Origin of the sequence: Ensifer sp. SSB1 (assembly GCF_016652895.1) — a bacterium.
GTDB lineage: Bacteria > Pseudomonadota > Alphaproteobacteria > Rhizobiales > Rhizobiaceae > Ensifer.
On sequence record NZ_JAEPRP010000008.1, the window covers coordinates 18094 to 29770 of the forward strand.

An 11677-nucleotide genomic window follows, 5' to 3' on the forward strand; every position below is an offset into this window, starting at 1 on the left:
GCAGTCGTAACCCACTGAATATACACGCGCGCCGCCGCGGCAAGGCGAGCGTAATTTTCAAAAATCCATCTTTGGCGACAAGAACGAGAGCGCCGTCGGCGGCATAGTTGGGCTTCTCCAGTCGGAGTCAGTTTCAACAGAAAGAGGTCTGGACCATGTCCGCGACAGCGACCCCCGGCAAACTCCTCGTCTCGCCTAGGGATGGCCTCGGCATCATCTATGCCAAGTCGATGTTCGGCGCGTCCGAAGGCCACTGACAGAACGCTTCTGCGCTCTAGATTAACGCTCTGACCACAACGATGCGGCCGGGGCGACACTGTCATTCGCGAAGGAGTTGGCGATGAAGATGTATCTTCTCTCGCTCGGAGCCGGGCTGCTTGTCGGCGTCATCTATTCCCTCTTGAACGTCCGCTCGCCGGCGCCGCCTGTCATTGCGCTCGTCGGATTGCTCGGCATCCTCATCGGGGAGCAATCGGTCCCGTTGGTCAAGCGCGCCCTATCGGGCGAACCGGTCAATCTCAGCTGGTTCAACATGCAGTGCATGCCGCACATGTTCGGCCATCTCCCTGGGGGCGGGCAGGCCAGTGCCGGCACGGCGAAGGACGCAGCCGTCAACGACGAAAGGGCCGGATGATGCCCACCCGACGCACGTTCCTCGGCGCAGCCTCATCGCTTGCCCTGCCTGCTCTCTTTTCGTCGGCCCGCACCGCCGGCGCCCAACAGTCCGGAGACACCACGATGACGCCTGACCTCATTCTCCACAACGGCCTTGTCACGACGCTCGATCGCGCCAATCCGATGGCCACCGCCATTGCCATCGCCGACGGCCTCATTCTTGCGGTCGGCGACGACCGGACGATCATGGCGCTTTCAGGCCCGGGCACCCGAGTGATCGACCTCAAGGGCAAGCGCGTCCTGCCGGGTCTCAACGACAATCATACCCACGTCGTGCGCGGCGGTCTGAACTACAACATGGAGCTGCGCTGGGACGGCGTGCGTTCGCTGGCCGATGCCATGGCGATGCTGAAGCGGCAGGTGGCGATCACGCCGGCGCCGCAATGGGTGCGGGTCGTCGGCGGCTTCACCGAGCACCAGTTTGCGGAAAAACGCCTGCCGACGATCGACGAGATCAATGCGGTGGCGCCGGATACGCCGGTGTTCCTGCTGCATCTCTACGACCGGGCACTGCTCAATGCCGCAGCACTCCGGGCGGTCGGCTATACCAGGGACACGCCGAACCCGCCGGGCGGCGAGATCACCCGGGATGCCAATGGCAACCCGACCGGCCTGCTTTTGGCCAAGCCCAATGCCGGCATCCTCTATTCGACGCTCGCCAAGGGGCCGAAACTGCCCTTCGACTATCAGCTCAACTCGACGCGCCATTTCATGCGCGAACTCAACCGCTTGGGGGTCACCAGCGTCATCGATGCCGGCGGCGGCTTCCAGAACTATCCGGACGACTATGCCGTCATCCAGAAGCTCGCCGACGAAGGTCAGATGACTGTCCGGCTCGCCTACAACCTCTTCACCCAGAAGCCGAAGGAGGAAAAGGACGACTTCCTCAAGTGGACCTCCTCGGTCAAATACAAGCAGGGCAGCGACTACTTCCGCCACAACGGCGCCGGCGAGATGCTGGTGTTCTCGGCAGCCGATTTCGAGGACTTCCGCGAGCCGCGCCCAGACATGCCGCCGGAGATGGAGGGCGAACTCGAAGAAGTGGTGCGGATCCTTGCCGAGAACCGCTGGCCCTGGCGCCTGCATGCGACCTATGACGAAACGATCAGCCGCGCGCTCGACGTCTTCGAGAAGGTCAACCAGGATATCCCGCTCACCGGCATCAACTGGTTCTTCGACCACGCCGAGACGATCTCCGACCGGTCGATCGACCGGATCGCGGCGCTGGGCGGCGGCATCGCCGTTCAGCATCGCATGGCCTATCAGGGCGAATACTTCGTCGAGCGCTATGGCCACGGGGCAGCCGAAGCGACCCCGCCGGTGGCCAAGATGCTGGAAAAGGGCGTGAAGGTTTCCGCCGGTACCGATGCGACCCGCGTCGCCTCCTACAACCCTTGGGTCTCGCTGTCCTGGATGGTGACCGGCAAGACGGTCGGCGGCCTGCAGCTCTATCCGCGGGCCAACTGCCTCGACCGGGAGACGGCGCTTCGGATGTGGACCGAGAAGGTGCAGTGGTTCTCCAACGAGGAGGGCAGGAAGGGGCGCATCGAGAAGGGGCAGTTCGCCGATCTGATCGTGCCCAACAAGGACTACTTCAACTGCGCCGAGGACGAGATCTCGTTCCTGACCTCGGACCTGACCATGGTCGGCGGCAAGATCGTCTATGCGGCGGGAGATTTCGCCGCCCACGACGAGAACGAGGTGCCGCCGGCGATGCCCGACTGGTCGCCGGTGCGGGCCTTCGGCGGCTATGCCGCCTGGGGCGAGCCCGACGGTGCGGGCAAGAACTCGCTGCGGCGCACGGCCATCACGTCATGCGGCTGCGCCAGCAACTGCGGCGTCCATGGTCACGACCATGCCGGCGCCTGGACGTCAAAGCTGCCGATCGGCGATCTCAAGGGCTTCTTCGGGGCGCTCGGCTGCTCCTGCTGGGCCGTGTGACGATGAAGGAAGGGAGACGCACCATGCGCACGATCGCCGGCGCCGTGGCGATGGCCGCGGCCGCAATCCTGATCAACGCGTCGCTTGGACCGGAACGGGCCTCGGCCTCGTCGACCGACGGCGTCCGGCACCCTTGGGCGAAAGTCGTGGTGAACCATCCGCCGGCGAGGCACGGCGCCTACTACCAAGGCATATCCCAGAGCGCGATCCCCGCTTTGAAATGGCCGAAATCCCGATGAGGGCGGTTTCGCCGCCCCTTAAGCCGAAGACCGCCTGACGAGGAAACAAAATGCTGAGCCTGTCCTCTCTCGAAAGCCATCTCGCCGACCGCCTTCGGCCGGGCCTTGCCGGCAGCCGCATCGTATTCATCGGCGTGCTGGCGCTATGCTCGGCCTACATCCAGGGACCGCTGACGAAGATATTCGACTTTCCGGGCGCGCTGGCAGAGATGGATCACTTCGGCCTGCATCCGGCGCCGCTCTTTGCCGTCGGGGTGATCGTCTTCGAGTTTCTGATGTCGGCCCTCATTCTCACCGGGTTCTATCGCTGGGCGGCGGCAATCGCGCTCGCTGCCTTCACGCTCGCCGCAACCTTCCTCGCTTTCCGTTTCTGGGAGCTGCCGCCGGGCATGGACCGTGCGATGGCGACGAACGGTTTCTTCGAGCATATCGGCCTAGCCGGTGCCTTCCTGCTCGTCGCCTGCTACGATCTGCGCGAACGGGCATCCGCAGGGAGGGCTTCGCAATGACGGCAGCGAAGGACGGCGCAGGCACGTTTGCGCCGTTGCGGCAGAAGGTTTTTGCGGTCTTGTGGGTCGCGACGATCATCGGCAATACCGGCAGCTTTATCCGTGATGTCGCGAGCTCCTGGCTTGTCACCGACCTGTCGGCGACCCCGGCCGCCGTTTCCATGGTTCAGGCGGCGGCGACGCTGCCGATCTTCCTGCTCGCCATTCCTGCAGGGGTGCTCTCGGATATTCTCGACCGGCGCAAGTTCCTGATCGCCGTTCAGTTCCTGCTTGCATCCGCAAGTCTCTGCCTGCTGTTTCTCTCCGCCACGGGCCTTCAGTCCGTGAGCTCGCTGATCGCTCTGACCTTCGTTGGCGGCATAGGGGCTGCCCTCGTCGCCCCCACCTGGCAGGCGATCGTGCCGGAACTCGTTTCGCGGCAGGACGTCAAGGGCGCAGTGGCGCTGAACTCGCTCGGCATCAACATCGCCCGCGCGATCGGACCGGCGCTCGGCGGCCTGCTGCTTGCCTGGTTCGGCGCAGCCGTCACCTACGGCGTCGATGTCATCAGCTATGTCTTCGTCATCGCTGCGCTTCTCTGGTGGCGGCGGGGCGTATCGGACGATGATGTCCTTGCCGAGCGCTTCTTCGGCGCCTTCCGGGCGGGCTTGCGCTACGCGCGCGCCAGCCACGAGTTGCACGTGGTCCTGCTGCGTGCAGCCGTATTCTTCGCCTTTTCGAGTGCGATCTGGGCGCTGCTGCCGCTGGTCGCCCGCCAGCTTCTCGGCGGTGGCGCCAGCTTCTACGGCATCCTGCTCGGTGCCGTCGGCGCGGGTGCAATCGGTGGCGCGCTGGTGATGCCGCGCCTGCGTGCCCGGATGGATGCGGACGGGCTGCTGCTGATGTCGGCGGTGCTCACGGCCGCGGTGATGGGTGTACTCTCGTTCGCGCCGGAGCAATGGGTAGCGGTTGTCGCATTGCTGGTTTGCGGTGCCGCCTGGATCACGGCGCTGACGACGCTGAACAGCACCGCACAAGCCATCCTTCCCAACTGGGTGCGAGGGCGCACACTCGCCGTCTATCTCACGGTCTTCAACGGAGCCATGACCGGCGGCAGCCTGGCCTGGGGCGCCATCGCCGAGGCGATCGGCGTACCCTTCGCGCTCGCGGTGGCGGCCATCGGCCTTCTTTGTGTAGGGTTCGTTTTCCACGCCATGAAACTGCCTAAGGGCGAGGCGGACCTCGTCCCCTCGAACCACTGGCCGGAGCCGCTGACCAGCGAGCCGGTCGAACACGACCGCGGCCCCGTGCTCGTGCTGATCGAGTATGCGATCGACAAGGCGGATCGCTCCGAGTTTCTGCAGGCGCTTGCCCACCTGTCGCGCGAGCGCCGCCGCGACGGCGCCTATGGCTGGGGCGTGACCGAGGACGCGGCTGATCCCGGCCGCATGGTGGAGTGGTTCATGGTCGAGTCCTGGGCCGAACATCTGCGCCAGCACAAGCGCGTCTCCAAGGCCGATGCGGATGTCCAGGAAGACGTTCGTCGCTTTCATAAAGGACCGGCGGTGCCGGTCGTACACCACCTTCTCACGATCAACCGACCTCACCTCGGTTGAAGCGAGTTGCGTTCCCCGGCGCCAGTGCAGGCGCTGTGGAGCGTGCCAGGCATACCACCCTAGAACCCTAACAAAGGAACCGCTCCGATGACCGAGAGCTACGTCAGGACTGATGATGGCGTCGATATCTTCTACAAGGATTGGGGCTCGGGCCAGCCAATCGTCTTTCACCACGGCTGGCCGTTGTCGGCAGACGATTGGGACGCGCAGATGCTCTATTTCGTCAACAAGGGCTTTCGCGTCATTGCCCATGACCGCCGTGGCCACGGCCGCTCGACGCAGGTGAGCGAAGGTCACGATATCGCGCATTACGCCAAGGATGTTGCGGCGCTGACCAACAAGCTCGGTCTGAGCGATGCGATCCATATCGGCCACTCCACCGGAGGCGGTGAAGCGGTTGCCTATGTGGCGCGCCACGGCGGCGGCAGGGTCGCCAAGCTGATCATCGTCGGCGCCGTGCCGCCGATCATGGTCAAGACCGCGAGCAACCCGGGCGGCCTGCCGATCGAGGTGTTCGACGGCTTCCGTTCGGCGCTGGCCGCCAACCGGGCGCAGTTTTTCCTCGACGTTCCGGCCGGCCCTTTCTACGGCTACAACCGGCCGGGTGCCGAGGCATCCGAAGGCGTGATCCGCAACTGGTGGCGCCAGGGCATGATGGGCAGTGCCAAGGCCCATTACGAGGGCATCAAGGCCTTCTCGGAAACCGATTTCACCGAAGACCTCAAGGCGATCGACATCCCCACGCTGGTCATGCATGGCGATGACGACCAGATCGTGCCGATCGACGACAGTGCGCGGCTTGCCGTCAAGCTGCTGAAGAACGGTTCGCTCAAGGTCTATGAGGGTTACGCCCACGGCATGCTGACGACCCATGCCGACGTCATCAATCCTGACCTGCTTGCCTTCATCAAGGCCTAAAAGGCTGGCATGATCCGTAGCGTCCCGGCACCGCGGACCGTGCCGGGACAGATCTTGACGCCCGCACCGTGTTGAGCGGTGCGGGTTTTATCATTCAGGCCCTTGCCTTGGCGGTCTTGCCAAGGGCTGCCACCAACAGGTCGATGAAGACGCGCACCTTGGGCGCAACCAGTTTCGTCGTCGGGTACACGGCCCAGATCGCCAATGTCTCGGGTGCAGCGTCTTCGAGGCGAATGCGTATCAGCCGCCCTGCATCGAGCGCATCGGCAATGTTCCAGTCGGAGAGCAGGGTGATGCCGGCGCCGGCGAGACACGCCGCGTGGCATCCTTCGATGCTTGTCGACGAGAATCGGCTCTGCAATCGTACATGCGTCTCGTCCCCGGCGCTCACAAAGGTCCAATGATTGACGCCGTGCAAGGGCAGGCATTGATGGTTGATGAGATCGCCCGTGGTCCGTGGCCTCCCGTGCTTCTCGACATAGGATGGCGAAGCGACGAGGGAGCGCGGGTTTTCGGCCAGTTTTTTGGCGATCAGGCTGCTGTCCTTCAGGCGTGCGATGCGGATCGCCAGATCGATGCCCGACGCTACCAGATCCGGCATGGTGTCGCTCATATCGAGTGCGACCTTGAGCCCGGGATGATGGTCAAGCAACGAGGGCATGAGCGGAGCAATCAGTTTGGTCGAAAAGGCAACCGGCGCCGAAACGCGCAGGAGCCCGGTCGCCCCCTCATCGCCGCCCTTGAGCAGCGTTCGCGCCTGCTGCTCGGTTTCGAGAAGCGCCTGGGCATAGGGCAGAAAGGTCTCCCCCTCCGGTGTCAGCGACAGCGAGCGGGTGGTGCGATGCATCAGCCGGGCACCAAGCGTCTGCTCCAGGGCTGCGAGCCGCCGCGTCGCGATCATGGGTGTGATGCCAAGCCGTCGCGCGGCCTCGGCGAGACTGCCGCCGCTTGCCGCTGCAGTGAAGACGAGGACTTCTTCGAGGTTCATTGTATCGAGTTCCGATATTCTGGTATCAATAATGGCGACACTACAGCGAAAATCGATGATACGATAGATCAAGCCCATCTCCCCAATGAGAAGGGCAAGTGAAATGGATACCAACGAAACGGAGCATTCCGGCCTCGGCCGAGCCCGCCTCTATGCCATGGCCGTCGCCAGCGGCATCGCTGTCGCAAACATCTACTACAATCAGCCGCTGCTCGGCCTCATCGAGGCCGAGTTTCCCGGTGAGCCGGCCATTGGCCTGCTGCCGACGGCGACGCAGCTTGGCTACGCACTGGGCCTGCTGCTTCTGCTGCCGCTCGGCGATATCGTCCGGCGGCGGCGGCTGATCGTCGGCCAGTTCCTGGCGATTGCGATCGCGGCCGCTGCAGCGGCTTTGGCGCCGTCATCCATCCTACTGATCGTCGCCTCAGTGCTGCTGGGGGCCAGCGCCACTGTCGCGCAGCAGATCGTCCCGATCGCTGCGATGCTCTCTACGCCTAACAAACGGGGTGCGGCGATCGGTACGGTCATGGCCGGCGTTTTGACCGGCATCCTGCTCAGCCGCACGATCTCCGGCTTCGTTGGCGCCCACGCCGGCTGGCGCGAGATGTTCTGGGCAAGCGTCCCTCTCGCCCTTGCCGCCTCGCTCTTGATGGTCCGGACCTTGCCGGATCTGCGGTCCGCGTTGCGTTTGCCCTATCGCCAAGCCCTTGGTTCGCTCGTAACGCTTTGGCGACGCGAGCCCGCGCTCCGTCTGGCTTCCGTGGTGCAGGCGGCGCTGTTCGCCTCTTTCACGGCATTCTGGACCGTGCTTGCACTTTATCTCGCGACACCGCGTTTCAATCTGGGCGCGGATGCTGCCGGCCTGTTCGGCATTGTCGGCGCGATCGGCGTCTTTGCAGCGCCAATCGCCGGCAGGATGGCAGATCGACGGGGCGCACGGTCCGTCGTCTGGGTCGGGGCGGCGTTGACGCTCTCCGCCTGGGTCATTCTTGGCGTCTGGGCGTCGCTCGCCGGACTGGTGATTGGCGTCATCGTGCTCGATATCGGCATCCAGGTCGGGCTGATCGCCAACCAGCATATCATCTATGCGCTCGAGCCGGCGGCGCGCAGCCGCATCAATACCGTCTTCATGACCAGCATGTTTCTTGGGGGATCGGCAGGTTCGGCCCTGTCCTTCGCCGCCTGGAGCTATGGGGGCTGGTTCGGTGTCAGCGTGCTCGGTTTCGGGCTTGCGGGTCTGGCGCTCGCTGCCATGCTGCTAGCTCGGCGAGCGGCCAGGCTGGCGATCTCGCGCTGACGGCGAGGCTAGGGCGCGCGCTTCTTCGGCCGGCGGACGGCCCGGATCGTTCCGCTTGTACCACCACCGCAGAAGAAGCGGTCACCGCCATCGGACTCCAGTCCGGAGACACCGAAACCCCGCGGCATCACGATCCGTTCAAGCACAGACCCCGTTTCGGGGTCGATACGCCTCAAGTCGCTGTCGTCGCCCTCCCAGGTGCCGTGCCAGAGCTCACCGTCGATCCAGGTGACGCCTGTCACGACGCGCTTGGATTCGATGGTGCGCAGGATAGCGCCGGTCTCGGGATCGATCTGATGGATCCGCCGGCCCCGATGCTGCCCGACCCAAAGGGTACCCTCCGCCCAGGCAAGGCCGGAATCGCCGCCCCCACCGGGCGCGGGGATGGTTGCCAGTACGCGGCCGCTGGAGGGATCGATCTTCTGGATGCGGTCCTCGGCGATCTGGAACAGATGCTTGCCGTCGAAGGCAGTGCCGGCATGGGCTGCGACATCGATCGAGCGCACCGGCGTCCCGCTTTCGGGATTGAGCGCATTGATCTTGTCGCCGGAGGCAAACCAGATGTTCTCACCGTCGAAGGTGACGCCGTGCACTTGGTCGGCCCCGGGGAAGGGGCCATATTCGCGGAGGATTTCGGCTTCGGATCGTTTCATGGTCTCCATCCTAATCGCTTGGCAATGGGCCCGGGAGTAACAAGACTGTCGGGAATGTCGGCACCGGCGGGATCACCCAGCGTCGCGCGCGCCCGCGACCGACTGGAAACACCTTCTTTTCCGCGGAAAGCTCTTCGAGCGCCCGTTGTACGGTGCGGGGGCTGGCGTCGAGCGCGATCGCGAGGGCGGAACTCGACCATGCCTCGCCGTCGCCGAGCAGCGCGAGCACGGCCGCATGCCGCTCATCGACCGGCGGTGCCAGCACCATGACTGCGTGATTGCCTTGGGGAGCCAGCCGGAAACCGTCGCTGGTCGCGCTGATATCCGCGAAAGCACGGAGTTCGTCGCGAAGCCGACCGATCTCGACCCTCAGTCTTGCCCGATGGGAGTCGTCGACATGTTTCGCCCCGAAGGCACGGGCGAGCAAGGCGCGCCGCGAGACGTCGGCCGGCCAAGCCTCTCCGAGTGCCCGCACGAGCGCGAAGAGCACCGGTCGGGTTGAAAGCGAAACGGCGGCAGCTTCACGTCGGACCACGTTCCGGCAGGCGTCGATGACGAGGGCGTCGGAAGCAAACAGGGTTTCGACTTCCTCAAGCCGCAGCAGGCGCGCGTCTCCGCCGGCCAGAAGCCGGGCGGCCGGCATCTCCAGCACGAGGGCCGCGCCTTCGACCTCGGCAATCAGTGCTGCAATCCCTGTCGCGCGCGCCGCCTGGGTTGCCCGGGCGAAGGCGCTGGCCGCGGAGGCGGTCTGCAGTCGCCGCACGGCGATGCCGGCGACCGCAAGCTCGTGTGTGGCTCTCGCCGGCGGCGTCAACCGGCCCGGATCGACATCGGCGAGCATCTGTTCGGCTTCGTCGAGACGGCCGATCAGCAGCAGGCGTCGGGCGCCGAGGTTGCGGGCGTGGGCGGCATTGAGGTGGTCGCCATGGGCTTCGAGCGTGGCGCGGGCGGCTTCGAGTGCCTTCATCGGCCAGGAGAGGTCTCGCGAGACGATGGCGATTTCCGCCTCGGCGACGATACAACGCGCGCGGGCGACAGCCTCCTTCGGGCCAAAACCGCGCGCGGCCGCCTTCAACAGCGTCTTGGCGCGGACGAGATCGCCGAGCTGAGCCATCGCGATGCCACGCAGTGCCAATGCCGGCGGGTCGTCGCGCAGGCCAACACGCTTCAGCACGCCGAGAAGATCTCCAGCCGCCAGCGCCTGGCCTGCCGCGGTAATCAGCGAATCCATCGAAATCCCGTCACACTTGTCACTCCCCCCAACAGTGCTTCGGCCTCTATCTATTGCCTGAACGGCACGCGACAACAGAGAGGACCTTGGAAGCACAATCAAGTGGCTTGGATCCGAAGCGGTTGACGGCGTGCCGCGAGACGTCGGCGAACCTGCAATAATTATGAAATTCTGCAAGATGCGATGTCGGCTTTGCGCCGGCGCCTGCGTCTTACAACAACCAGCAAGAGGAGGTGCTGTGCACATCCAGACCTGCTGCGCGATCAGTTTGCATGTTATCGGCGCTGCCGGCCGTCTGACCGCGCGCCGCCAAGGAGATTGCAATGAGCAATTCGTTTTATCGTTGGGTGATCGTGGCGGCGGGCGGCCTGCTTGGCTGCCTGGCAATCGGCGCCATGTTCTCGCTTCCGGTTTTCCTGCTGCCGATCTCGCGTGACACCGGCTGGTCCGTCACCGGGGTCTCCAGCGCCATGACCATCGGTTTCTTGGCAATGGCATTCGCCAGTATCGCCTGGGGCAGTCTCTCCGATCGCTGGGGTGCGCGGCCGATCGTGCTCATCGGCTCGGTGCTTCTCGCCGTCAGTCTGATGGCGGCAAGCCGGGCGACTTCGCTGATCGCCTTCCAGTTCGTCTTCGGCGTTGTCGTCGGCATCGCGACGGCGGCGATCTTCGCGCCGATGATGGCCTGCGTCACCGGCTGGTTCGATACGCATCGGAGCCTTGCGGTCTCGCTCGTTTCGGCCGGAATGGGCATGGCGCCGATGACGATGTCGCCCTTCGCGGCCTGGCTGGTTTCGGCCTACGACTGGAGAACGGCCCTGCAGATCATCGCCGTCGTCGTCGCCGTCGTGATGATCCCGGTCTCGCTTCTCGTTCGCCAGGCACCCGCACTGGCCGGCGGTGCTGCGGCGGCCTCTCCCGAGGAAGAGGCGCAGTCGTCGATGACGACGAGCCAGGTGCTGAAATCGCCGCTCTTCATCATCCTGCTGCTCACCAACTTCTTTTGCTGCGCCACCCATTCCGGGCCGATCTTCCACACGGTGAGCTATGCCATCACCTGCGGCATTCCGGTGATGGCGGCTGTCTCGATCTATAGCGTCGAGGGGCTCGCCGGCATGGGTGGACGCGTCGTCTTCGGCCTGCTCGGTGATCGCTTCGGGGCCAAGCGCGTGCTCGTTCTCGGGCTGCTCGCCCAGGCTTTTGGCGCGCTCGCCTATGTCTTTGCCGCGGGGCTCGGCTCGTTCTACGCCGTCGCCGCCCTGTTCGGCTTCATCTACGCCGGCGTCATGCCGCTCTATGCCGTGCTCGCTCGCGAGAACTTCCCCTTGCGGATGATGGGGACCGTGATCGGCGGCACGGCCATGGCCGGCAGCCTGGGCATGGCGACAGGGCCGATTGCCGGTGGCCTGATCTATGATGCGCTGGCGAGCTATACCTGGCTTTACATCGGCTCTTGGGGCATCGGCCTTGGCGCGTTCCTGATCGCGCTCACCTTCAGGCCCGCGCCGCGATACCAGCAGGCGGTAGCTGCGGCATGACGCAACCGCGCTAAGCACCAATCGATCGGGCTCCGCCTGATAGGTGGAGCCCGATCATATTGATGTCCGTTTTTATCCGAGCTGCTTTCCCGG

Annotated in this window: 11 protein-coding genes; 8 read left to right on the forward strand and 3 right to left on the reverse strand. The window is 64.8% G+C overall.

What is annotated here, in order from left to right; all coding sequences use genetic code 11:
- Window positions 1-340: 340 nt before the first annotated feature.
- The 6 genes from I8N66_RS03350 (at window position 341) to I8N66_RS03375 (ending at window position 5877) form a co-directional block, all read left to right on the forward strand.
- On the forward strand, window positions 341-634 hold the full coding sequence (locus I8N66_RS03350) for a XapX domain-containing protein (RefSeq protein ID WP_113539745.1): 294 nt from the start codon (window positions 341-343) through the stop codon (window positions 632-634).
- Window positions 634-2616, forward strand: a complete 1983-nt coding sequence (locus tag I8N66_RS03355) for an amidohydrolase (protein ID WP_291149811.1) — start codon at window positions 634-636, stop codon at window positions 2614-2616. Before I8N66_RS03350 ends, I8N66_RS03355 begins: the two co-directional genes overlap by 1 nt.
- Window positions 2617-2639: 23 nt before the next feature.
- Entirely contained in the window at window positions 2640-2855 is a 216-nt protein-coding gene (locus I8N66_RS03360; protein WP_291149659.1) for a hypothetical protein, read from the forward strand.
- Between the two features lie 50 nt (window positions 2856-2905).
- Complete coding sequence (locus I8N66_RS03365) at window positions 2906-3364, forward strand: DoxX family protein (protein WP_291149661.1); 459 nt, start codon at window positions 2906-2908, stop codon at window positions 3362-3364.
- Window positions 3361-4959, forward strand: coding sequence for an MFS transporter (locus I8N66_RS03370; RefSeq protein ID WP_291149663.1), 1599 nt, complete (start codon window positions 3361-3363; stop codon window positions 4957-4959). Before I8N66_RS03365 ends, I8N66_RS03370 begins: the two co-directional genes overlap by 4 nt.
- 87 nt (window positions 4960-5046) lie before the next feature.
- On the forward strand, window positions 5047-5877 hold the full coding sequence (locus tag I8N66_RS03375; protein WP_291149665.1) for an alpha/beta hydrolase: 831 nt from the start codon (window positions 5047-5049) through the stop codon (window positions 5875-5877).
- Between the two features lie 94 nt (window positions 5878-5971).
- Here I8N66_RS03375 and I8N66_RS03380 read toward each other — a convergent pair whose 3' ends face one another.
- On the reverse strand, window positions 5972-6865 hold the full coding sequence (locus I8N66_RS03380) for a LysR family transcriptional regulator (RefSeq protein WP_291149668.1): 894 nt from the start codon (window positions 6863-6865) through the stop codon (window positions 5972-5974).
- Window positions 6866-6968: 103 nt separating this feature from the next.
- Between I8N66_RS03380 and I8N66_RS03385 the strand changes: the two genes are divergently transcribed.
- Complete coding sequence (locus I8N66_RS03385) at window positions 6969-8162, forward strand: MFS transporter (RefSeq protein WP_291149670.1); 1194 nt, start codon at window positions 6969-6971, stop codon at window positions 8160-8162.
- 8 nt (window positions 8163-8170) lie between these two features.
- Here the strand turns inward: I8N66_RS03385 and I8N66_RS03390 are convergent, their stop codons facing one another.
- Together I8N66_RS03390 and I8N66_RS03395 are read right to left on the reverse strand one after the other, a co-directional pair.
- The gene (locus tag I8N66_RS03390; protein WP_113539861.1) at window positions 8171-8815 is read right to left on the reverse strand and encodes a PQQ-binding-like beta-propeller repeat protein; all 645 of its coding nucleotides are present in this window, start codon (window positions 8813-8815) and stop codon (window positions 8171-8173) included.
- Window positions 8816-8825: 10 nt separating this feature from the next.
- A complete protein-coding gene (locus I8N66_RS03395; RefSeq protein ID WP_291149675.1) occupies window positions 8826-10046 on the reverse strand; it encodes a helix-turn-helix domain-containing protein in 1221 nt (406 codons plus the stop codon).
- A gap of 323 nt (window positions 10047-10369) precedes the next feature.
- Between I8N66_RS03395 and I8N66_RS03400 the strand changes: the two genes are divergently transcribed.
- A complete protein-coding gene (locus I8N66_RS03400; protein ID WP_291149678.1) occupies window positions 10370-11584 on the forward strand; it encodes an MFS transporter in 1215 nt (404 codons plus the stop codon).
- Window positions 11585-11677 lie beyond the last annotated feature (93 nt).

Excerpts from the sequence above, each read along its gene's own strand:
- I8N66_RS03375 (WP_291149665.1), top strand. The coding sequence starts at position 5,047 with ATGACCGAGAGCTACGTCAGGACTGATGATGGCGTCGATATCTTCTAC.
- I8N66_RS03385 (WP_291149670.1), top strand. The coding sequence starts at position 6,969 with ATGGATACCAACGAAACGGAGCATTCCGGCCTCGGCCGAGCCCGCCTC.
- I8N66_RS03360 (WP_291149659.1), top strand. The coding sequence starts at position 2,640 with ATGCGCACGATCGCCGGCGCCGTGGCGATGGCCGCGGCCGCAATCCTG.
- I8N66_RS03400 (WP_291149678.1), top strand. The coding sequence starts at position 10,370 with ATGAGCAATTCGTTTTATCGTTGGGTGATCGTGGCGGCGGGCGGCCTG.
- I8N66_RS03380 (WP_291149668.1), bottom strand. The coding sequence starts at position 6,865 with ATGAACCTCGAAGAAGTCCTCGTCTTCACTGCAGCGGCAAGCGGCGGC.
- I8N66_RS03370 (WP_291149663.1), top strand. The coding sequence starts at position 3,361 with ATGACGGCAGCGAAGGACGGCGCAGGCACGTTTGCGCCGTTGCGGCAG.
- I8N66_RS03395 (WP_291149675.1), bottom strand. The coding sequence starts at position 10,046 with ATGGATTCGCTGATTACCGCGGCAGGCCAGGCGCTGGCGGCTGGAGAT.
- I8N66_RS03355 (WP_291149811.1), top strand. The coding sequence starts at position 634 with ATGCCCACCCGACGCACGTTCCTCGGCGCAGCCTCATCGCTTGCCCTG.
- I8N66_RS03350 (WP_113539745.1), top strand. The coding sequence starts at position 341 with ATGAAGATGTATCTTCTCTCGCTCGGAGCCGGGCTGCTTGTCGGCGTC.
- I8N66_RS03365 (WP_291149661.1), top strand. The coding sequence starts at position 2,906 with ATGCTGAGCCTGTCCTCTCTCGAAAGCCATCTCGCCGACCGCCTTCGG.
- I8N66_RS03390 (WP_113539861.1), bottom strand. The coding sequence starts at position 8,815 with ATGAAACGATCCGAAGCCGAAATCCTCCGCGAATATGGCCCCTTCCCC.